This window comes from Amycolatopsis sp. NPDC003861, from assembly GCF_053605405.1.
This window is the reverse complement of record NZ_JBSGJD010000060.1, coordinates 19,442-40,971: the sequence shown is the minus strand read 5'-3', so window position 1 is coordinate 40,971 and position 21,530 is coordinate 19,442. Positions and strand designations below refer to the sequence as shown.

General features: G+C 72.2%; 17 protein-coding genes. 12 read left to right on the top strand and 5 right to left on the bottom strand.

Annotated elements, in window-relative coordinates; translation table 11 throughout:
• Positions 1-2: 2 nt before the first annotated feature.
• Together ACWEVN_RS17455 and ACWEVN_RS17450 are read left to right on the top strand one after the other, a co-directional pair.
• Complete coding sequence (locus ACWEVN_RS17455) at positions 3-1,271, top strand: ADP-ribosylglycohydrolase family protein (protein WP_452051916.1); 1,269 nt, start codon at positions 3-5, stop codon at positions 1,269-1,271.
• Positions 1,272-1,306: 35 nt separating this feature from the next.
• Positions 1,307-3,214, top strand: a complete 1,908-nt coding sequence (locus ACWEVN_RS17450; protein WP_452051915.1) for a glycohydrolase toxin TNT-related protein — start codon at positions 1,307-1,309, stop codon at positions 3,212-3,214.
• On the opposite strand, the gene ACWEVN_RS17445 is transcribed toward ACWEVN_RS17450, so the two are convergent.
• The 3 genes from ACWEVN_RS17445 to ACWEVN_RS17435 are packed head-to-tail and all read right to left on the bottom strand — an operon-like array spanning position 3,201 to position 6,812.
• Positions 3,201-4,052 (bottom strand): class I SAM-dependent methyltransferase, encoded by an 852-nt coding sequence (locus tag ACWEVN_RS17445; protein WP_449683005.1) that lies wholly within the window; start codon positions 4,050-4,052, stop codon positions 3,201-3,203. The genes ACWEVN_RS17450 and ACWEVN_RS17445 overlap by 14 nt on opposite strands.
• 12 nt (positions 4,053-4,064) lie before the next feature.
• Positions 4,065-5,372 carry a sensor histidine kinase gene (locus ACWEVN_RS17440; protein WP_449683006.1) on the bottom strand — a complete coding sequence of 436 codons (1,308 nt, stop codon included), beginning with the start codon at positions 5,370-5,372 and terminating at the stop codon, positions 4,065-4,067.
• Positions 5,373-5,375: 3 nt separating this feature from the next.
• The gene (locus tag ACWEVN_RS17435) at positions 5,376-6,812 is read right to left on the bottom strand and encodes a CCA tRNA nucleotidyltransferase (protein ID WP_452051914.1); all 1,437 of its coding nucleotides are present in this window, start codon (positions 6,810-6,812) and stop codon (positions 5,376-5,378) included.
• A gap of 101 nt (positions 6,813-6,913) precedes the next feature.
• Here ACWEVN_RS17435 and ACWEVN_RS17430 point away from each other — a divergent pair, with 101 nt between their 5' ends.
• Both ACWEVN_RS17430 and ACWEVN_RS17425 read left to right on the top strand, forming a co-directional pair.
• Positions 6,914-7,468, top strand: a complete 555-nt coding sequence (locus tag ACWEVN_RS17430; protein ID WP_310968361.1) for an NUDIX hydrolase — start codon at positions 6,914-6,916, stop codon at positions 7,466-7,468.
• On the top strand, positions 7,465-9,615 hold the full coding sequence (locus ACWEVN_RS17425) for a DUF6049 family protein (RefSeq protein ID WP_449683008.1): 2,151 nt from the start codon (positions 7,465-7,467) through the stop codon (positions 9,613-9,615). The genes ACWEVN_RS17430 and ACWEVN_RS17425 overlap by 4 nt, the downstream gene beginning before the upstream one ends.
• 123 nt (positions 9,616-9,738) lie before the next feature.
• Here the strand turns inward: ACWEVN_RS17425 and ACWEVN_RS17420 are convergent, their stop codons facing one another.
• A complete protein-coding gene (locus ACWEVN_RS17420; protein ID WP_452051913.1) occupies positions 9,739-10,800 on the bottom strand; it encodes a hypothetical protein in 1,062 nt (353 codons plus the stop codon).
• A gap of 534 nt (positions 10,801-11,334) precedes the next feature.
• On the opposite strand from ACWEVN_RS17420, the gene murJ reads away from it, so the two are divergent.
• The 7 genes from murJ to ACWEVN_RS17385 all read left to right on the top strand — a co-directional run bounded on the left by murJ (position 11,335) and on the right by ACWEVN_RS17385 (position 19,112).
• Positions 11,335-13,149 (top strand): murein biosynthesis integral membrane protein MurJ, encoded by a 1,815-nt coding sequence (gene murJ, locus ACWEVN_RS17415; protein WP_452051912.1) that lies wholly within the window; start codon positions 11,335-11,337, stop codon positions 13,147-13,149.
• A gap of 79 nt (positions 13,150-13,228) precedes the next feature.
• Positions 13,229-14,821: a protein kinase family protein gene (locus ACWEVN_RS17410; RefSeq protein WP_452051911.1), complete on the top strand. Its 1,593-nt coding sequence runs from the start codon at positions 13,229-13,231 to the stop codon at positions 14,819-14,821.
• 31 nt (positions 14,822-14,852) lie between these two features.
• Positions 14,853-15,476: an RNA polymerase sigma factor SigM gene (gene sigM, locus ACWEVN_RS17405; RefSeq protein ID WP_086841008.1), complete on the top strand. Its 624-nt coding sequence runs from the start codon at positions 14,853-14,855 to the stop codon at positions 15,474-15,476.
• The gene (locus tag ACWEVN_RS17400) at positions 15,473-16,252 is read left to right on the top strand and encodes a hypothetical protein (RefSeq protein WP_452051910.1); all 780 of its coding nucleotides are present in this window, start codon (positions 15,473-15,475) and stop codon (positions 16,250-16,252) included. Before sigM ends, ACWEVN_RS17400 begins: the two co-directional genes overlap by 4 nt.
• A 78-nt stretch (positions 16,253-16,330) precedes the next feature.
• The gene (gene trxB, locus ACWEVN_RS17395) at positions 16,331-17,323 is read left to right on the top strand and encodes a thioredoxin-disulfide reductase (RefSeq protein WP_449683014.1); all 993 of its coding nucleotides are present in this window, start codon (positions 16,331-16,333) and stop codon (positions 17,321-17,323) included.
• 36 nt (positions 17,324-17,359) lie between these two features.
• Positions 17,360-17,683, top strand: coding sequence for a thioredoxin (trxA, locus tag ACWEVN_RS17390; protein WP_003082899.1), 324 nt, complete (start codon positions 17,360-17,362; stop codon positions 17,681-17,683).
• 280 nt (positions 17,684-17,963) lie between these two features.
• Positions 17,964-19,112, top strand: coding sequence for an N-acetylmuramoyl-L-alanine amidase (locus tag ACWEVN_RS17385; RefSeq protein WP_449683015.1), 1,149 nt, complete (start codon positions 17,964-17,966; stop codon positions 19,110-19,112).
• 212 nt (positions 19,113-19,324) lie between these two features.
• On the opposite strand, the gene ACWEVN_RS17380 is transcribed toward ACWEVN_RS17385, so the two are convergent.
• Complete coding sequence (locus tag ACWEVN_RS17380) at positions 19,325-19,969, bottom strand: GNAT family N-acetyltransferase (RefSeq protein WP_081655853.1); 645 nt, start codon at positions 19,967-19,969, stop codon at positions 19,325-19,327.
• A gap of 212 nt (positions 19,970-20,181) precedes the next feature.
• Between ACWEVN_RS17380 and ACWEVN_RS17375 the strand changes: the two genes are divergently transcribed.
• On the top strand, positions 20,182-21,519 hold the full coding sequence (locus ACWEVN_RS17375) for an aminotransferase-like domain-containing protein (protein ID WP_452051909.1): 1,338 nt from the start codon (positions 20,182-20,184) through the stop codon (positions 21,517-21,519).
• Positions 21,520-21,530: the final 11 nt, after the last annotated feature.

The following is a 21,530-nucleotide window of genomic DNA, read 5'->3' as shown; positions in this document are numbered from 1 at the left end:
CGCTGGTCGGCGCCCGCGTCGGCGTGCCCCGCCTGCCGTGGGTGGCGTCGCTGCCCGACCTCGGCCTGCTCGAAGACGTGGCCAGTGACGTCTTCTGGTACTTCAACCGCAACGGCCTCCGGACCGAGACCGCCGAGCACGCACGCTGGGAGCGCCGGTACCCGAGCGGCCGGTTCACCCCGGAACCGAAGGGACCGGACTTGCGATCGCGACTGCGAGGCAGCCTGCTGGCCGGGGCGATCGGCGACGCGCTGGGCGCGAAGACGGAGTTCGACTCGATCGACCGGATCCGCGAGATCGCCGGGCCGGACGGCATCACCGACTTCATCCCGGCGTACGGCGGCGTCGGCCGGATCACCGACGACACGCAGATGACGCTCTTCACGCTCGAAGCGCTGATCCGGGCCCACGCCCAGCAGCGGAAGACCGGGTCCGCGGACGTCGTCCACTCGCTGCAGATGGCGTACCAGCGTTGGCTGCACACCCAGGGCGTCACGTGGGACCGCGCTCGCGGGCCGCAGTCGGCGGTCGAGGCGGCCGACGGCTGGCTGATCACCCACCAGGAGCTGTTCAGCCGGCGCGCACCGGGGCTCACCTGCTTCGGCGAGCTGGAGGCGTACGGCCGCTCGGGCGTCCGGGGCACCATCGACCGGCCGGTCAACAACTCGAAGGGCTGCGGCGGCGTGATGCGTGCGGCGCCGATCGCGCTGTGGTCGGACGACCTCGCCGAAGTGTTCCGGCTCGGCGCGGAAAGCGCGGCGCTGACCCACGGTCACCCGAGCGGGTATTTGTCGTCCGGGTGCTTTGCGGTGCTCATGCACGGGCTCCTGCACGGAAAGCCGCTGCTCGACGCGGTCGCGACCGCGCGCGCGGAACTCGTGAAGCACCCGGGGCACGAGGAGCAGAGCGCGGCGCTCGACGCGGCCTTGGCGATGGAGGGCCCGCCGACGCCGGAGAAGCTCGAACGGCTCGGGCAGGGCAACGTCGGCGAGACGGCGTTGTCGATGTCGGTGTACGTCGCGCTGGTGACCTCGGACGCCGACTCGGCGTTGCTCGCGGCGGTCAACCACAGCGGCGACAGCGACTCGACCGGTTCGGTCTGCGGCAACCTCGTCGGCGCGATGTACGGCGAGGAAGCCCTGCGGAAAAGCTGGCTCGAAAGGCTGGAACTCCGCGAAGTCATCGTCGGCCTGGCGGACGACGCGCTCACCGAGTTCGGCCCGGATGCGCCGGCCGACGACCGGTGGTTCGCTCGGTACCCGGTCGACTAGGTTGCTTGGGGCTACTGGGGACGGGGAGGACAAACGTGCGTTACCGGGTTGAGGTGGCCGAACGCCCGGACGGCCTGTATGCGACGTGGGGCGAGGGGACCTACCGCGCACAGCGGTCGACCACGGACGGCACCGTGCTGCTGTCCGTCTTGCCGGAGGAAGAGGCGCCGGAGGGCTTCGACAAGGAGTTCGAGGGCCGTCCGGCGAAGGTCGTCCCGGCGAGCGAGGTGCCGTCGACGTTCACGCTGCGGACCTTCGCCGAGTACGACGGCGAGGTCTTCGAGGTCGCGCCGGGCGACCGGCCGGAACTGACCCTGCGCTGGGTGCGTGACGACGCCGCGCGGGCGGCCCAGCTGGGCCTGACCGACTTCTCGGTCACCGTGCCGGCCAAGCAGGTCACCGCGCTGTGGCAGACGCGGCTGGACTTCACCGAGACGCCGGAGGCCCGTCCGCAGCCGGGCACCGGCGACCAGAACGCGCTGCTGCGCGCCATCGGCCGGACGCTGCTGCACACCGTGCCCGGCGGCTGGGCGCGCGTCGGCGCGCAGTTCCGGCAGGTCGGGGACTACGCCGAGATCGAGGTCCGCGCGGTCGGCGACGAGGACGGCCCGGTGTCGGTCTCGCTGCCCGCGGTGCCCCGGCTCGGCGGGCTCTTCGCGCGGCTGCGGGCGGCGATGTTCCAGGCCGAGGCGGGCACCTGGTTCCAGGGCACCTTCACCCTCGACGCGCAGTCGCAGTTCGACTTCGACTTCGACGCCGACCGCGAGCCGGACTGGCGGGTGCCGCCCAACGACGGCGGCCGTCCGTCGACCGCCGCCTACGAACTGGAGCTGGAGACCTACCCACGGACGCCGAAGCACCTGCCGTCGTGGCTGACGGCGAAGGCGGGACTGCCACTGGACGTCGCGTTCCGGCAGGCGCGGGTCACCGACTCGCACGTCGAGGGCGAGCGCCCGGTGGTCAACCGGCCGCCGGTGCCGCCGGACCAGGTCCGCGGCCTGCTCGACTACCTGTTCCGGGCGCCGGTCGCCCTGCACCGGCCGACGCCGCTGCCGGACATCTTCGGCGGCCCCGGGGCGAAGCCGGACGTGCCGAACGCGTTCCACACCGACGGCACCTGGATCTGGCCCGCCGCCGTGCCGCACTACCTGCGCAAGTACGGCGTGCCGCCGGAGCCGGAACTGGTCGAGCACGTGCGCGCAGTGGGATTTCGGCCGCCGTTCGTCGGGGAGCTCGTCCGTGCGACGGCCGAGGCGGAGGTCCTCGGCCGGCCGCGGCCGCCGCAGACGGCCGCCGACCTGCCGGACGAGCGTGCGCTGACCCGCGTGGCCCGTGGCGAGCCGGTCCGGAACCTGAAGGGCGCGGAGACCCTGGAGCTGCTCCAGCAGCGGCTCGCCGAGCACGGCGTGCCCGCCGCGGCCTACCGGATCGGCGCGAACGAGATCCCGGCCGAAGGCGTCTGGACGCTGCGCCGCGCGGAGAACGGCTGGGAGGTCTCGCGGCCGCCGTCCGACGAGCCGGTGGCGTTCGGCTCGCTCGGCGACGCCGCCCGGTTCCTGCTCGGCGTGCTGCTGATGCTGCCGCCGCGGCCGGCGGAGGAGTCCGACCAGCCCGCCGACTGGCCGATCCTGCCGATGCGCGGCGAACCGCCGTTGAACTTCTACCGCGGCAAGCGCCTGCTCACGCTGCCGCCGGGTACCACGGTCGTCCGGTACGGCACCGAGACCGGCAACCTGGTGCACGCCGACGGCTCGCGGTTCGTCGAGACGGCGCTGGCGTTCGAACGAGAACGCGAGAAGCGGCTCTACCGGGTGCAGCGCGCGATCCGCGTGCTGACCGGCGTGACGGCGCCGTGGGGCGGGATGCCGGGCGGAGCGGTCGCCTACCTGCTGCCGCGGCCGCTCGCCCAGCACGTCGAAACGGGCTCGCTCAGCAGGCAGTGATCAGGACGGCGGGCGACCACCAGTAGTCGGCGAGAGGAGTGACGTCGACCTCGGTGAAGCCCGCCGTCGTCAGCTGCTCGGCCCAGCCCGCGGCCGGGTGCTCCCAGTTCGTCCTCTGCTGCCCGGAGACGATCCCGAGCAGCACCGGCAGCAGGAAGCCCTGGGCGACCAGCGTGGCGTCTTCGCCGTACTCGGCGACACCCCGCTCGTAGCGCTCGACCAGCGACCGGAGGTGCTCCGGCGAGCCTTCCTCGAACTCGGGGACGTCGAACTCGGCCAGCACCAGCGTGCCGGTGCGCGGCTGCAATGCCCGCAGCACCTCGGCGCGCTGCTCCGGCTCGATGGACTGCAGCGCGAACGTCGACTGGACGAAGTCCCAGCCGAGGTCGTCGCGGGCCAGGAAGTCCTGCGCGGTCGACTGCCAGCACTGGGCCGAGGGCACCCGTTCGTGGACGCCTTCGAGGAGCGCGGCCGACGGCTCGACCAGGTCGATCCGCGGCGGGAGGTGCGAGGCCTGCTCCAGCGCGGGCACCACGGCGAGGCCGTCGCCGCAGCCCAGGTCGAGCAGTGATTCCGGTTTCGCGCTGTCGTACCGGGCGGCCAGCTCGGCGCTCAGCGCGCGGTACAGCTCGACGTTGCCGCCGCCGCGGATGAACGCCGTGAAGGCGCTGGGCTGGTCGTACACCGGCGCCGAGCCGTCACCGGCCAGGTAGGTCCGCAGTTCGTCCGCCAGCGTGGAGCCTTCCCGCCCGGCCTGGGCGGCCAGTTCGGCGGCCTGGTCGCGGTCGCCGGAGCGGTGGGCGGCGAGAGCGTCGGCGAGCAGCTCGATCGAGGTCATGGTCAGGAGATATCAGAACGGGACCCACAACGTCACTCGCGTGCCGCCTCCGGCGAGTCCCGACTCGACCAGCGACGTCCCGCCGACTTCGGCCAGCCGCGCGGTGATCGACTCGCTGATGCCGAACCCGGCCGGGTGGTCGGCCGCGCTGAAGCCGCTCCCGTGGTCGCGGGTGATCACCGCGATGCCGCCGTCGCGCTCCTCGACGCGGACCACCACCCGGTCGGTGCCGGAGTGCTTCATCGTGTTCCGCATCGCCTCGCGGACGGCGTCGCGGATGGCGATCTGGCGGACCTCCGACAGCGTGTCGTCGTCCAGTTCGGCCACCACGAGCTGGGCGCGCAGGCCGTCGCGGGCCATCTCGGCGGCGAGCGCGGCGAGCTTCTCGCCCAGCGGCCGCGCGCCGGCCTCGGCCCGCTCGGACGCCGCCGACTCGATCGTGTGCCGGATCTCCATCGCCTGCGCCCGCGCCAGCCGCTGGATCTCGACCAGCCGCTCGGCGGGGTCGCCCGGGCTGGACAAGGCCATCGCTTCCAGGGTCTGCAACACCGTGTCGTGCAGCCTCCGGTGCTGCTGGGCACGCTCGGCGAGCCGCCCATTGCGGGTGCCGTAGGCCAGGGCCAGGCGCGTGCCGAGACCGGTCAGCACCAGCGCGGCGGTGGCGAGGAAGAGCTCGGCGAGCAGCACGGAGTACGTCGAGAAGGCGGCCCCGGCCAGGAACCCGCCGGTGTTCAGCCGGTTCGCCAGCATCCGGAGCGGAAAGCTCAGCAGGCCGAACACCACGCCGCTCGGGAGGCCGAGCGCGAGCGTGAGCAGGCCGATCTCGCCGTAGAGGTGGACGCTGGTGACCGCGAGCGCGTCGAAGTACGCCGAGGTGGGCACGGTCAGCGCGATGAGCAGCGGCGAGAGCACGGTGAAGGCCAGGTCGACGGCCAGCAGCTTCCCGGCGTTGCGGCCGCTGAAGGGCGCCGAGCGGAACATCCAGCGCAGGCCGGTGACGTTCAGCGCCACCGACAGGAGCGTGAAGACCCCGACCGGCAGCAGCCCGGCCGTGCCGCGCTGGAGGACGTAGACGCCGAACTGGCCCGGCACCGCGAGCAGCCGGTACGCCAGCGGGATGAGCACGACGTACCGGGTGGCCCGCAGCAGCAGGCCGTCCCGCTCGGCCGGGTCGATCGGGCCGGACATCCGCGAGATGCGCCGCAGCGCGTGCATCGGCGCCGGGTCGGCGATCTCGGCGGGCAGCTCACTCGTGGCGGTGGCGATCGCGGGGGCGCCGCGCCTCAGCAGCGCCACCAGGAAGCTGCCCCCGCCCGCCACGGCTCACGCGTCCCCGACGCCGTTTTCCGCGGCCCACTTCTTCAGCTCGGCGACCGCCTCGTCGTGATCGAGCGGGCCGCGGTCCAGCCGGAGCTCCTTGAGGAACTTCCACGCCTTCCCGACGTCCGGCCCCGGCTTGAGGCCGAGCAGCTCCATGATCTGTTCGCCGTTGAGGTCCGGCCGGACCCGGTCGAGGTCCTCCTTGGCCTTGAGCGCGGCGATCCGGGCTTCGAGGTCGTCGTAGGTCGCCTGCAGCGCGGCCGCCTTCCGGCGGTTGCGGGTGGTGCAGTCGGCGCGGACCAGCTTGTGCAGCCGGGTCAGCAGGTGGCCGGCGTCGGTGACGTACCGGCGGACCGCCGAGTCCGTCCACTCGCCCTTGCCGTAACCGTGGAACCGCAGGTGGAGGAACACGAGCTGGGAGACGTCGTCGACGATCTCCTTCGAGAACTTCAGCGCCCGCAAGCGCTTGCGGGCCATCCGCGCGCCGACCACCTCGTGGTGGTGGAAGCTCACGCCGCCGCCGGGCTGGAACTCCCGGGTCGCCGGCTTGCCGACGTCGTGCAGCAGCGCCGCGAGCCGCAGGATGAGATCCGGCTCCGACGTCGGCTCGTGCGTCTTCTCCAGGTCGATCGCCTGGGCGAGCACGGTCAGCGAGTGCTGGTAGACGTCCTTGTGCTGGTGGTGCTCGTCGATCGCCAGCCGCATCCCGGGCACCTCGGGCAGCACCCGGTCGGCCAGCCCGGTGTCGACCAGCAGCTCCAGGCCGGGCCGCGGGTCGGCCGCCAGCAGCAGCTTCGACAGCTCGGCCTGCACCCGCTCGGCGGTGATCCGGTCGATCTCCTCCGCCATCGACGTCATCGCGTCGACCACCCGCGGCGCGGCGGTGAAGTCCAGCTGGGCGGCGAAGCGGGCGGCGCGCAGCATCCGCAGCGGATCGTCGGCGAACGACTCCTGCGGCGTCGCCGGGGTGTCCAGGACCCGCTCGCGCAGGGCACCGAGCCCGTCGTGCGGGTCGATGAACGTCTTGGACGCCAGCTCGACGGCCATCGCGTTGACCGTGAAGTCGCGGCGCAGCAGGTCGCCCTCGATGCTGTCGCCGAAGGTGACCTCGGGGTTGCGGCCGACGCGGTCGTAGCTGTCGGCGCGGAACGTCGTGATCTCGAGCTGCATGCCCTTCTTCGTCACGCCGACCGTGCCGAAGGCGATCCCGACGTCCCAGACCGCGTCGCCCCAGCCGCTGACGATCTTCAGCACCCGGTCCGGCCGCGCGTCGGTGGTGAAGTCGAGGTCACCGGAACTGCGGCCGAGCAGCGCGTCGCGGACGCTGCCGCCCACGAGGTACAGGCGGTGCCCCGCCCTGGCGAACCTTTCCGCCAGCTCCTCCGCCAGTGGCGAGACCTCCATCAGCCCCACCACCTGCTCGTCGACCACGTCGTTCACGAAAATCCCACTACGTTCCAGGTGCGATAGCTGCAGGCACCGCCGGACACGGACACGGAGAGCCAGCCTACCGGGGAGACCGTTTGCTCTAGCATCGCAGCATGTCTGGATCAGCCGGCCGCCCCGGCGCCTCGAAGCCGCGCAGGCGGCGCAGGCGTCAGCGCGGCAGGCGGCTGACCACGGTCGACGAGACGTCGGCCGGTGGTCTCGTGGTGGACGCCGACCGCGAACAGGCGGTGCTGATCGGCCGGCTCGACCGGCACGGCAGACTGCTGTGGTCGCTGCCCAAGGGCCACATCGAGGACGGGGAGACGGTGGAAGAGACGGCCGTGCGCGAGGTGAAGGAGGAAACCGGCATCTCCGCGCGCGTCCTGCGGCCACTGGGCACCATCGACTACTGGTTCGTGGCCGAGAAGCGGCGCATCCACAAGACCGTGCACCACTTCCTGCTCGAAGCGCTCGGCGGTGAGCTGTCCGACGAGGACGTCGAGGTCACCGAGGTGGCCTGGGTCCCGCTGGCCGAGCTGGAGACCAAACTCGCCTACTCCGACGAGCGCAAGCTCGTCCGGAAGGCCAGCCAGATGTACAAGGAACTTTTCGCGCGCCCGGACGTCCACGGACGAGACGAGCACGCCCCTGAGGGAGCCCCCGAGTGAAGCGGTTCGCCGCAACCTTCCTGTCCGTCCTCTTCCTGGCCGTCCCCGCCCTGGCCGGCGCCACGGTCGCCCAGGCGCAGGAGGGCGCGCGCCTGCGCATCGACCTGGCCGGGCTGAGCCCGCGGGTGATCACGACTTCGACGACGACGCTGACCGTCACCGGCACGGTGACCAACACCGGCGACCGCCGGGTCGCCAAGCCGCAGGTGCGGCTGCAGGTCGGGGACCGGGCGACGACCGAGCGCGGGGTCGGCGACGTGCTGTCCGGCGCCGTCGTCAAGGACACCCCGCTGACCGAGTTCACGTCGGTCGCCGACGTGCTGGAGCCGGGCCAGAGCGCGCCGCTGAACATCACCGTGCCGCTGACCGGGGCGCGGGCGGAGCGGTTCGCCCGCCCCGGCGTCTACCCGCTGCTGGTCAACGTCAACGGCACGCCGGAGTTCGGCGGGCCCGCGCGGCTGGGCGCGGTCAGCATGCTGATGCCGGTGCTGACCGGGCCGGGCAAGCAGGCCACCAGCCGCGGCGGCGCGCCGAGCATGACCCTGCTCTGGCCGCTGACCGGCAACATCCCGCACGTCTACGCGGCGCCGTACGGCAGCCCGCTGGTGCTGGCCGACGACCGGCTGGCCGGCGAGATCAGCGGGGACGGCCGGCTGAACGCGCTGGTCACGTCGGCGGCGTCGGCCGTGCGGACCAACTCGAACCTCGCCAAGTCGATGTGCTTCGCGCTCGACCCGGACCTGCTGGCCACGGTCGACGCGATGACCCGCGGCTACCTCGTCCACACGGACACGGGCAACGTCGACGGCAAGGGCGTCGAGGCCGCGAAGACGTGGTTGACCGAGCTCCGCGCGCTGGTCGGCAGCCGCTGTGTGGTGGCGCTGCCGTTCGCCGACACCGACCTCGACGCGCTCACCCGCATCCGGCCCGGCGACACCAGCCTGGTCACCCGGGCGGCCACCGGCGCGGCGACCATCCAGGAGCTGACCGACGTCACCCCGCAGGCCGGCGTGCTCTGGCCGGACGGCACGCCCAGCGCGTCGGTGCTCACCGCGCTGACCGAGGCCGGCGTCCGGACCGTGCTCACCGACGCGGGCAAGCTCCCGCCCGCCGCGGCCGGCGGCGGCGTCACCGTGCAGGGCAGCACCGTCCGCCTGCAGCCGACCGACTCGCTGATCTCCGCCGCGATGACGGGCGTCCCGACCGTGCCCGGCTCGGTCACCGTGCCGGCGACGACCGAGCGGGCGGTCGCGAGCCAGAACGGCCTCGGCGCCCTCGCCTTCCGCGCCGGGCTGGGCCAGACCGGCGGGCAGCGGCCGGACCACCTGCTGGTCGCGCCGCCGCGGCGCTGGGACGCCTCGCCCGAGGAGTTCACCACTTATTTGCAGCAGGTCAGCGACTTCCTGAGCGCGGGCGTGGTCACCTCGACGGGTCTGCCGGCGCTGCTCGCCGCCGAGCCGTCGGCCGCCGGCGCGGTCGGCGACAGCGGGACGGACCCGGCCGCGGGCGTCGACGCCGGCGTCGTCTCGACGTTGGCCGGGCTCGACGTCAAGGCCACCGGGCTGGCGTCCGCGATGCAGCTCGACCCGACCAAACGGGTGAAACCCGACGACGTCGTCGAGCCGATCCGGCTGGCCGAGCTGCGCGGCGCGTCCACGGCGTGGCGAGGCTTGCCGGCGGACGCGGCGACCACGAACGCCCAGGCCGAGCTGGCCGCGATCAGCGGGCGGGTGACCGTCTCGCAGCCGAAGCAGACCATCGCGCTGGCGTCCGGCAACTCGCCGCTGCCGGTGTACGTGAGCAACGACCTGCCGGTCGGGATCAACGCCCGGTTCACCCTCGACAACAACACGGGCCTGCGCCCGGAGGACGCGAAGGACTGGTTCTTCCCGGCGAGCGGTGGCAAGAACTACTTCCTGCCGGTGGAGGCGCTGCGGGCCGGCCGGTTCAGCGTCGATGTGTCGTTGAGCACGCCGACCGGTACCCCGCTCGGGTCATCCGCGCGGTTCGAACTGACGTCCACCGAGTACGGCGCGATCACCATCATCGCGACCGTAGCCGCAGGTGTGGCCCTGCTTCTGCTCGCTTCCCGGCGCATCTACCGGAGGGTGAAGGACGCCCGCGCGGGCCGCGACGTCGTGGCCTGATCGCTCGGCCTTTGAGTGTTCCGGGCGGTTCGCGATTACCCTTGGTCCGCACGTGCGCGGCACCGGGCCGCGGGCTGGAGTAGAGCACCGAGGATTGGGCACGCGTTGGAGAGAGAGCCGGGCTTACCACCCGAGCGTGCGGGTCGTCCTCGGCGCGAAGGCCCCCCGCCCCCGCAACGGGGCGACGGGCCGCCGCGGGGCTCGCAGCCGGTCCGCCGTCAGCAGCAGCCGCCGCCCCCGCCACCGGAGCGCGGCCGCCGCCAGCCACCCCGCAACGGCCACACCCGCCAGATGCCGGCGCCCGAGGACGCCACGGTCCGCGACCAGCGCCCGGTCCGCGACGACGCCCCGGCCCGCCGCCCCCGCGACGGCCAGCCACCCCGCGACGACCGCCGGGGCCGCGAAGACCGGCCCGCCCGCGAAGACCGCCGCGCCCGCACGCCGAGAGGGGACCGGCCCGCCCGGGACGACATGCCACCCCGCGGCGGCCGTCCAGCTTCGGACGACCCGCCACCTCGAGGCGACCGCGGCCGGGCCATCCCGGACGACCTGCCGCCTCGAGGCGACCGCCAGGCGCGCGGTGACCGAGCCCTCTCGGACGACCCGCCACCCCGCGGTCCCCGCGGCGACCGAGCCCTCACGGACGACCCGCCACCCCGCGGTCCCCGCGGCGACCGAGCCCTCACGGACGACCCGCCGCCCCGTGGCCCTCGTGGCGACCGGCCGATCCCGGATGAGCCGTCGGCTCGCGGCCCCCGAGCCGTGCCGGACGATCTGCCGCCCCGCGGTGACCGTCCGCCCCATGACAACCGCGGCCCGCGCGGTGACCGGCCCGGGCCGGACGAGCAGCGTGGCCCGCGGCGGGACCGTCCGGCGCCGGACGAGTTCCCGGCCCGCGAGGGCGGCCCCCGTGGCGAACGGCCGCGCGAAGACTGGCCCCGGGACGACCGCGGCCCGCACGACGACCGGGCCCTCCGCGAGGACCAGCGCCGGGTTCCGCCGCGAGGTGGCCAGCCGCCGCGTGGTGGCGGTCCGGCGCCGACGCGGGTCCAGCCGGTGCCGCCGAGTGGCGTGCCGCAGGGCAGCCCGCAGAGCGGTGCCCAGCCGGTTGCTCCACCGCCGGGCCTGCCGCCGCAAGGCGGGCCGCAGGTTCCGCCGCCCGGCCAGCCGCTGAGCGGCGCCCAACCGGTCATCTCACCCGGCAACCCGCAGCACGGCCCGCCGCAAAACGCCGCTCACCCGGCCGCGCCGTCGCAAGGCCAGCCGCCCCAAAGCGGGCAGGTTCCGCCGCCCGGCCAGCCACCCCAAAGCGGCCCCCAGGTTCCGCCGCCCGGGCAGCCCTTGAGCGGCGCCCAGCCGGTCATCTCACCCGGCAACCCGCAGCCCGGCCCGCCGCCAAGCGGTGCCCACCCGGCCGCGCCGCCCCAAGGCCAGCCACCCCAAAGCGGCCCTCAGGTTCCGCCGCCCGGCCAGCCCTTGAGCGGCGCCCAGCCGGTCATCTCGCCCGGCAACTCGCAGCCAGGCCCGTCGAGCGGTGCCCCGGCCGCGCCGCAGGGCGGCCCGCAGCAGGGCCCGCCGCAAGGTGGCCACCAAGGGCGGCTCCCGCAGCCGAACCCGCCCATGACCCCGCCGCCGGGCAGTCCGGCGCTCGGGCCGGGTACTCCGCCGCCGGGCACTCCGGTCCCGCCGCGCGGTCGCGGCTCGCGGCGTCCGACGCCCGTGCGGCCGTGGCAGGAGGAGGCCACGCAGGTCCAGCGCCCGCCGGATCCGGAGGCGACGCGGTTCATCCCGCGCACCGCCGGGGTGCCGATGAACTCGCGCTGGCCGGTCGCCGACCCCGACGTCATGCGGCCGTACGACGCGCTGGCCACCCAGGTCATGCCGGCGCTCAAGGGGCCGCTGGTCAAGCCCCGGCCGGACGGGGAAGCGCCGGATGCGCCGGCCAAGGCGCCGTCGCTGGCGAAGGCGTCCGGGCGGATGGCCATCGCGTCGCTGATCAGCCGGATCACCGGCTTCCTGTGGAAGCTGCTGCTGGTCGCCGCGATCGGGCAGGGCATCGCGAACGACTCGTTCAACGTCGCCAACACGATGCCGAACATCATCTTCGAGCTGCTGATGGGTGGCGTGCTCGCCAGCGTGGTGGTGCCGCTGCTGGTGCGTTCACAGGACGATCCCGACGGCGGCACGGCCTACACCCAGCGGCTCATCACGGTGGCGTTCTCGCTGCTGCTGGTCGGCACGGTGGTCGCGGTGATCGCGGCGCCGGCGTTCACGAGTCTCTACGTCGACTCGTCCGGCAAGGCGAGCGCGGACCTCACCACGGCGTTCGCCTACCTGCTGCTGCCCGAGATCTTCTTCTACGGCGTCTTCGCGCTGCTCTCGGCCGTGCTCAACGCCAAGCAGATCTTCGGGCCGACCGCCTGGGCGCCGGTGATCAACAACCTGGTCGTCATCTTCACGATCCTGGTCGTCTGGATCATGCCGGGCGACATCGACACCGCGAACGTGTCGATCACCGATCCGAAGGTGCTGACGCTGGGCATCGGCGTCACCGGCGGCATCGTCGCCCAGGCCGTGCTGCTGGTCCCGCCGCTGCTGCGGTCCGGTTTCCGGTTCAAGTGGCGCTGGGGCATCGACAAGCAGATGAAGGAGTTCGGCGGCCTCGCGCTCTGGATCCTCGGCTACGTCGCCGTCAGCCAGATCGGCTACACGATCAACACGCGCGTGCTGACCAGCGGCGCCCCCGGCGGGGTGACCGCGTACAGCAACGCCTGGTTGCTCTTCCAACTGCCGTACGGCGTCATCGGCGTCTCGCTGCTGACGGCGATCATGCCGCGGATGAGCCGGGCGGCCGCCGACGGCGACCACAAGAAGCTGATCGGCGACCTCTCCTACGCGTCCCGGATGTCGACGGTGATGCTCGTGCCGATCTCCGCGGTGATGACCGTGGTCGGCGGCTCGATCGGCATCGCGCTGTTCACCTTCGGCAAGGGCACGATCGACACCGCCGAGCGGCTCGGCGACGCGCTCGCGATCTCGGCGTTCGCGCTGCTGCCGTACGCGCTGGTGATGCTCCAGATGCGCGTGTTCTACGCGATGAAGGACGCCCGCACGCCGACGCTGATCATGATCGTGATGACGCTGGTCAAGGTGCCGCTGCTGTACCTGTGCCCGGTGCTCCTGTCGCCGGACAACGTCGTGCTCGGCGTGATGATGGTCAACGCGCTGACGTTCGTGGTCGGCGCGATCCTCGGCCAGGTTTGGCTGTGGGTGACGCTGGGCAACTTGCGCAGCAAGCGGGTGATCGGCGTGATTCTCTTCACGGTCGTGGCGAGCGCTCTCGGCGTCGGGGCCGCCTGGGTGGCCGGCCAGATCGTGCCGGACGCGTTCGGCCCGAAACTGGGCGCGTGGGTGAAGTTGTTCCTGCAGAGCATCGTCGGCATCGTCGTCTCGTTCGGCGTGCTGATGGTCCTGAAGGTCGAGGAGCTGAAACCGGCCACTTCGAGGTTCACCCGGTTGATCAAGCGCGGGTAACGATTGCGGTACGGAAGGCGACGACTCCCGCGTCGTATTCTGGGTAACCTTGGAGCGGGGAGCTAGCGGGAGAGTGCGGGTGGACACGAGGCGGAGCGAACAGGCGGGGGGTGCGAACCACGTGGGCAAGGCCCAGGTCGGATCGCTGGCCCCCGGGCGTGTGGTCGGCGACGGCCGCTACCGCCTCCTCGCGCAGTTCGGCGTGGACGAGCGGGGCGACGCGCACCTGTGGCGCGCCCGGGACGGGCAGCTGAAGCGGGACGTCGCGCTGACCCTGCTGGTCGGTGACCCGGCGGATCCCGAAGCCGCCCGGCTGGCCCGGCGGACGCTCGAACGCGCGACGCACGCGTCGAAGTTCGGCCACGGCGGCGTCGCCCGCGTGCTGGACGTGCTCGCCCTCGGCAGCGGCATCACCTCGAGCGAAGGCCTGCTCGGCGTCGTCGTCGCGGAGTGGACCAAGGGCAGTGACCTGGTCGACCTCGTGGCGCAGCGCCCGGTGGCGCCCGCCGCGGCCGCGCGGATGGTGCAGGCGCTGGCCGAAGCCGTCGAGCAGGCGCACCAGAACGGGCTCGTCCTCGGCCTCGACCACCCCCAGCGGCTGCGGCTGACGCCGAACGGCGCGCTCAAGCTCGCGTTCCCCGGCCCGCTGCCGGAGGCGACCCTGCGCGACGACGTCAAGGCGCTCGGCGCGGTCCTCTACCTGCTGCTGACCGGCCGCTGGGCGCTGCCCGGCGGCCCGCCCGCGATCCCGCCGGCCCCGATGACGCCGCAGGGCCGGATCGTCCCGCCGCGCCAGCTGGTGCCGACCGTCCCGGCCGACCTCTCGTCGCTGGCCGTCCGCACGATCGAGGACGGCGGCAACGGCGGCATCCGCACCAGCGCGGCCATCCTGCGCGTCCTCGACCAGGTGGCCGAGGAAGAGGAGCGGACCCAGCTGATCAAGGCGGTCGGCGGTGACCCGGCCGAGAGCGAAGGCACCGTCTGGACCACGAAGAAGCCGGTCAAGGACGTCGCCCGGCGGCGCAAGCTCGCCCTGGGCGTCACCGTGCTGGTGGTCGCGACCGTCGTCATCCTCGCCTGGGGCGGGCTGATGCTGATCAACGTCTTCCAGGGCGACTCCAAGGCGAGCGGGCCGACGATCAACGTCGCCCAGCCGCCGGCGTCGAGCCAGGGCGCGAGCCAGCCACCCGCGTCGTCGTCCGCGCCCGCCCCGCCGCCGGCGCCGAAGGTGGGCGACCCGGTGAAGCCGCAGGCCGTCGCCGTCTACAACCCGGAAGGCAAGGGCGACAACACCGGCCGGGCGAAGAACGCGATCGACGGCAACCCCGGCACGGTCTGGAAGACCGAGCAGTACAAGCAGCAGTTCCCGGTCATCAAGCCCGGGGTCGGGCTGGTCGTCACGTTCGCCGACGAGATCAACCTCAGCCAGGTGAAAGTCAGCGCCGGCACGCCGGGCACCAAGGTCGAGATCCGCTCGGCGACCGAAAAGAACCCCGACCTGGCCGACACGAAGGTGGTCGGCAACGGCGACCTGAAGGACGGCGACACGACGGTCCCGCTCGCGCAGCCGGTCCAGGGCAAGTACTTCATCGTCTGGATCACCGCGCTGGGTGGCGACGACGGCGAGTTCCTCACCCAGATCGGTGACCTGTCCTTCCTGCCTGCGGGGTGACGTACCCGACCGGGTCAGTAGGCTCTCCCGGGTGACAGCTGCAGCTCCCACGGATGCGGATCTGATAGCGGCTCACGCCGCGGGGGACCCCCATGCGTTCAGCGAACTCGTCCAGCGACATCGCGACCGCATGTGGGCGGTGGCCCTGCGCACGGTCCGCGACCCGGAAGAGGCCGCCGACGCGTTGCAGGACGCGTTCATCTCGGCGTTCCGCGCGGCCGGGAACTTCAGAGCGGAGTCGCAGGTCACGACCTGGCTGCACCGGATCGTGGTGAACGCCTGCCTCGACCGGATCCGCCGCCGCCAGGCGCGCCCGACCGTGCCCCTGCCGGAGACGGGCTTCAACGAGCCGGCCACGCCCCGCGACTCGATGGCCGAGCGGGAAACCAGCCTCCTCGTGCGCGAGGCCCTCGACCAGCTGCCCGAAGAGCAACGTGCCCCGATCGTGTTGGTCGACGTCGAGGGCTACTCCGTCGCCGAGACGGCGAAGATGCTCGGCATCGCCGAAGGCACCGTGAAGAGCCGGTGCGCGCGGGGCCGCGGGAAACTCGCGAAGGTTCTCGGGCACCTGCGGAACCCCGATGCGATTGCGAACGTCCCAACTCACGAAAGCAAACGGGCCGGGCGTCAGCCGGGTAGCGGGGAGGGACGATGACGGACGAAAGCCGGGGGATCGGGGGGACCATCGGTCCGCCCTGGTCTGTCGACGTGCTCGCCGACCTCCACGCCGGTGTCCTGGACGACACTCAGGCGGCGGAGCTGTGGCCGCTGGTCAACGCCGATCCCGAAGCCCGGGCGATCCTGGACGCCCTCGACGCGACGCAGGCCGATCTGGCCTCCCTCGCCGACGCGCCGGCCCCGGCGATGCCCGCGGAGTTCGCGGCCCGGCTGGACGCGGCCTTGGCCGCCGAAGCAGCCGCCGCCTTTCCCGCCGCGCAGGCGGCACCGCAGCAGGCCGGGTCCGGGAACGCCCCGGTGGTGGACCTCGCGGCGGCCCGGCGGCGCCGGAACAAGCGGCTCGGCTGGGCCGCCGGCGTCCTGACCGCGGCCGCGGCGGCGATCGTCGCCGTGACCATCGCGATCCCGAACACCCCGCAGCAGACGGGCACCCCGAACGTCGCGGCTCCGACGGGCCCCTCGGTGGGCAGTGACGGCGCCGGTGCGCAGGCCCTGGTCGGCAAGGCGATCGGCGTCCGCGACTTCGGCCCGCTGCAGAACGAGGACCGCCTGGACGCCTGCATCGCGGCCGCGGGCCTGGACCCGAAGGTGCGTCCCGAGGGCATCCGCCCGGTGAACGTCGGCGGCAAGGCCGGGGTGATGATCATCCTGACCACCGGCAAGCTCGCGCAGTTCCGCCTGGTGGCCTTCGGCGCCGACTGCGGGCCGGGAAATCCGGCCGTCCTGTTCGACAAGGTCGTCGGGGAGAAGTAGCGGCTGTCACCGTTGGGAACATGGCCACCTACGATCGTGTTGAGCCTGGTACAGGTCACTACGAGCGGAGGTCAACGGGTGGCTGCCGAGGAAATCAGGAACCTGATCGTCGTCGGGTCGGGTCCTGCCGGATACACCGCTGCCGTGTACGCGGCGCGGGCCCAGCTTGAACCGCTGGTGTTCGAGGGCACGCAGTTCGGCGGCGCGCTGATGACGACGACCGAGGTCGAGAACTTCCCCGGGTTCCGCGACGGCATCATGGGTCCGGACCTGATGGAGGAGATGCGCAAGCAGGCCGAGCGCTTCGGCGCCGAGCTGCGCGCGGAGGACGTCGAGTCGCTGGAGCTGACCGGGGACGTCAAGTACGTCACCGCGAACGGCAAGCGCTACGCCGCCCGCGCGGTCATCCTCGCCATGGGTGCCGCGGCGCGGTACCTGAACGTGCCCGGCGAGCAGGAGCTGCTCGGCCGCGGTGTGTCGGCCTGTGCGACCTGTGACGGCTTCTTCTTCCGCGACCACGACATCGTGGTCGCCGGCGGTGGCGACTCGGCGATGGAGGAGGCGACCTTCCTGACGAAGTTCGCGAAGTCCGTCACGATCGTGCACCGGCGCGACGAGTTCCGCGCGTCCAAGATCATGCTCGAGCGCGCCCGCGCGAACGAGAAGATCAAGTGGCAGCTGAACTCGCAGATCACCGGCGTGGTCGGCGACGGCAAGGTCGAGGGCCTGCAGCTCAAGGACACCAAGGACGGCTCCGAGTCGACGCTGGACGTGACCGGCTTCTTCGTCGCCATCGGGCACGACCCCCGCAGCCAGCTGGTGAAGGGCCAGGTCGACCTGGACGAGGACGGCTACGTCGTCACGAAGGGCAAGACGTCCTTCACCAACCTCGACGGCGTCTTCGCGGCCGGCGACCTGGTGGACCGCACGTACCGGCAGGCGATCACCGCCGCCGGCTCCGGGTGCAGCGCGGCGATCGACGCGGAACGATGGCTCGCGGAGCACGGCGAATCGGACGCGCACGAGGCGGCCGAGCTCGTCGGCGGCGGCTACGGCGCGGGCACCAACTGACTTACCGGCTTCCAACCATCCCTGAAGGAGAAACCCATGGCCAACACCGTCAAGGTGACCGACGCGACGTTCGTCGACGAGGTCCTGACCAGTGAAAAGCCCGTGCTGGTCGACTTCTGGGCCACCTGGTGCGGCCCGTGCAAGATGGTCGCCCCGGTGCTCGAGGAGATCGCGGCCGAAAACGGCGAGAAGCTGACCATCGCCAAGATCGACATCGACGAGAACCCGAACACTCCGCGTGACTACCAGGTGATGTCCATCCCGACGCTGATCCTGTTCCAGGGCGGCAAGCCGGTGAAGCAGATCGTGGGCGCGAAGCCGAAGGCCGCGCTGCTGTCGGACCTCGCCGACGTCCTCTGAACCGAACAAGCCCGGCGAACCCGGGGCCTGCGGGAATCCCCCGCGGGTCCCGGGTTTGTCGCGTTCGGGGGTATCTGCCACAGAGGAATTGAGTCGAGCGTGACAACGGCCACCGCGGGTACTCCACTAACGGGTTCTTGACGTACCTACCGGGCCTACGCTGTCACCCAGAGTTGGCAAGGCACAATAGAGGACCTGGGCTCGTCCCAGCGAGAGTTTTCCGAAAGTCCTGCCACGCACCGAGCCCCCGAATCGGTGCCTTAGGAAGAGCGAGGAGTGCATGCGGGTACTCCGCCGCGGTGACGCCGGTCCGGACGTCGCCGAGATCAGGTCCATCCTGGCCGGGATGGACCTGCTCCCGCCGGTCACCGGTACCGACGTCTACGACACGTTCGACGTCGCCGTCGAGCACGCCGTCCGTACCTTCCAGCAGCGCCGTGGGCTGATGACCGACGGCATCGTGGGTCCGGCGACGTTCCAGGCGCTCAAGGGCGCCAGCTACCACCTGGGCAGCCGCCCGCTGTCGTACATGATCGCCTCCCCGGTGCACGGCGATGACGTCTTCACGCTGCAGGAGCGGCTCACCGAGCTGGGCTTCGACGCCGGCCGCCCCGACGGCTACTTCGGCCCCGCCACCGAGCGCGCGCTCAAGACGTTCCAGCGCGACATGCGCCTGACGCCGGACGGCATGTGCGGCCCGGCCACCATCCGCGAGCTGCACCGCCTGTCCTCGCCGCGGGCCCGGGGCGGGCGCCCCGTGTTCCTGCGCGAGCAGGAGCAGGTGCGCCAAGCCGGTCCGCGACTGCGCGGCAAGCGCATCGTGATCGACCCGGGCCACGGCGGCGACGACCTCGGTGTGGTCGCCGGCGGCCTGCGCGAGGCCGACATCGCGTGGGACCTCGCCCGGCGGCTCGAAGGCCGGATGAAGGCCACCGGCATGGAGGCGCTGATCTCCCGCGGCCCGAACCACAGCCCCACCGAGCTCGAGCGGGCCAAGTTCGCCAACGACGCGGGCGCGGACCTGTTCCTTTCGCTGCACAGCGACAAGAACTCCTCGCCGCGCGCGCAGGGTGTCGCGAGCTTCCACTTCGGCAACGGCAACGGCACGACGTCCACGGTGGGCGAGCTGCTGGCCGGCTTCATCCAGCGCGAGGTCGCGGCCCGCACCGGCATGCTCGACTGCCGCACGCACTACAAGTCGTGGGACATCTTCACCCGCACCCGCTGCCCGGCGGTCCGGGTCGAGATCGGCTACCTGACGAACCCGGACGACGCCCGCAAGCTCGGCGACCCGGCGTTCCGCGACATCGTCGCGGAGGGCATCCTGATCGCCGTCAAGCGCCTGTACCTGCTCGGCGAAGGCGACCAGCCGACGGGCACGTTCACGTTCGCGGACGTCCTGGCGCACGAGCTGGCCAAGGCCGAATAGGGCTCGACCACAACCCCTAGCGGCTCTCCTTCACTTGCCCCACCACCCCTGGGGACGCGCGCGCCGCGTCCCCAGGTTTCGGGGCAGTTCTCCACAGGTTTTCCACCGCTCCTATCAGCGCTCTGTGGATAACTCGGCACTTCTTCCACAGTTGTGCACACACGCCTTCCGGGCGTGCCGAAGCACAGGCGCAAACGTTTGCGGGGACGGATTCAGGCGCGGCCGAGGCTCGGCTCGGCGGTGGTGATCGTCACCTGGCCGAGCAGCCGCTCGAGGGCCGCCTCGACGTCTTCCTTCCAGGTGATCGCCGACCGCAGTTCGAGGCGCAGGCGGGGCCACTTCTGGTGCGGGCGGACCGTCTTGAAGCCCACGCTTTGGAGGAAGGCTGCCGGCAGCACACAGCTGTGGCCACCGTCCGGGTCGGCTTCGTCGGGCCGGGCGTCGCCGAACGCCTCGATGGCCCGGACGCCGCGCTTGGTCAGGTCCTTGGCGACCGCCTGGACGAGCATCCGGCCCAGCCCACCGCCGCGGAACTCCGGCAGCACCTGGAACGAGGTCAGCAGGACGGCGTCGGCGCTCGGCGGCGACGTCGGGAAGGCCAGCGCGCGCGGGACGGCGTTCGGCGGGGCGTACAGCACGAACCCGACCGGCAGCGTGTCGCTGTAGACGATCCGGCCGCAGGAACCCCACTCGAGCAGCACGCTCGACACCCAGGCTTCCTTCTCGACCTCAGTCGCGCCGAACTCCTCGGCCTGGTGCTTCAAGTGCGGGGCGAGTTCCCAGTACACGCACCGGCGGCAGCTCTTCGGCAGGTGCTCCAGGTTGTCCAGTGTGACGCCCACGACGCGACGTGACACCCGCGACCTCCCTGACCTGCGCTCCCGACCGGCGGCCCGCTCGTCAGGCCGCGCGCGATCCACGGCACGAACACGGGAGCCACGGTCGAGGATAGGCCGATGTGACGAGCACCGAAAGGCCAGGGGGTCCTGATGGGTGCCCGGTTACACTCGATGGGATCTACCAGCTCCCGCGGGAGTGACCGTGTCCGCCTAGCCCCGGGTGAACGTCGATGACCGAGAACCGCCCCAGCAAGCCGCACAGTGGTCTTCAGAAACACAGCGGCCGCCAGAACCTCGACCCGCACCTGGAGCGGTACGCCGCGCGCACCGCCGGGATGACCGCCTCCGAGATCCGGGCGCTGTTCGCGGTGGCCAGCCGGCCCGAGGTGGTTTCGCTGGCCGGCGGCATGCCCAACCTCGCCGCGCTCCCGCTCGACACGCTGTCGGCGCAGGTGGCCGAGATCATCGCCGAAGACGGCCTGGTGGCCCTGCAGTACGGCTCGGCGCACGGCATCCCGGTGCTGCGCGAGCAGATCTGCGAAATCATGGCCCTGGAGGGCATCAAGGCGCACCCGGACGACGTCGTGGTGACCGTCGGCTCGCAGATGGGCCTGGACATGGTCACGCGGCTGTTCTGCGACCCGGGTGACGTCGTGATCGCCGAGGGCCCGTCGTACGTCGGCGCGCTGGGCTCGTTCGCCGCCTACCAGGCGCAGGTCGTGCACGTCGAGATGGACGATCGCGGCCTGGTGCCGGAGCTGCTGCGGGAAGCGCTCGACCGGACGAAGAAGGCCGGCCGCCGGGTCAAGTTCCTCTACACGATCCCGAACTTCCACAACCCCGCCGGCGTCACGCTGGCCGTCGAGCGCCGCGCGGAGATCCTGGAGATCTGCCGCGAGCACGGCGTCCTGGTCGTCGAAGACAACCCATACGGGTTGCTCGGCTTCGACGGGCAGACGTACCCGGCGCTGCGGTCGACCGACCCCGACAACGTCGTGTACCTCGGCTCGTTCTCGAAGACGTTCGCCTCCGGCCTGCGCGTCGGCTGGGTGCTGGCGCCGCACGCGGTGCGCGAGAAGCTCGTGCTGGCCGCGGAGTCGGCGACGCTGTGCCCGCCGACGTTCAACCAGATGATCGTGTCGCGCTACCTGGCCACGCACGACTGGAAGGGCCAGATCAAGAAGTTCCGCGAGAACTACCGCGAGCGGCGGGACGCGATCCTCTCCGCGCTCGACCAGTACCTGCCGCCGGGCTGCTCGTGGACCAAGCCGGACGGCGGGTTCTACGTCTGGGTGACGGTGCCGGAAGGCGTCGACACGAAGGCGATGCTGCCGCGCGCGGTGACCGCCCGGGTGGCGTACGCGTCCGGCACCGGCTTCTACGCCGACGGGTTCGGCAGCCGCCAGATGCGGCTGTCCTACTGCTACCCGACCCCGGAACGCATCCGCGAAGGCGTTCGGCGGCTGGCGGCCGTGCTGGAGTCCGAAATGGACCTCGCCCGCACCTTCGGTAACGTGAGCGCGCGCCAGATCCAGGGGCCGCAGACGCCCTCCCCGGACACCGTCTGATCGACGCACCC

Bases quoted from the DNA above. Each gene is read 5' to 3' on its own strand.
- ACWEVN_RS17445 (WP_449683005.1), bottom strand. From the start codon at position 4,052: ATGACCTCGATCGAGCTGCTCGCCGACGCTCTCGCCGCCCACCGCTCC.
- ACWEVN_RS17400 (WP_452051910.1), top strand. From the start codon at position 15,473: ATGACGGACGAAAGCCGGGGGATCGGGGGGACCATCGGTCCGCCCTGG.
- ACWEVN_RS17375 (WP_452051909.1), top strand. From the start codon at position 20,182: ATGACCGAGAACCGCCCCAGCAAGCCGCACAGTGGTCTTCAGAAACAC.
- ACWEVN_RS17430 (WP_310968361.1), top strand. From the start codon at position 6,914: ATGTCTGGATCAGCCGGCCGCCCCGGCGCCTCGAAGCCGCGCAGGCGG.
- trxA (WP_003082899.1), top strand. From the start codon at position 17,360: ATGGCCAACACCGTCAAGGTGACCGACGCGACGTTCGTCGACGAGGTC.
- ACWEVN_RS17385 (WP_449683015.1), top strand. From the start codon at position 17,964: ATGCGGGTACTCCGCCGCGGTGACGCCGGTCCGGACGTCGCCGAGATC.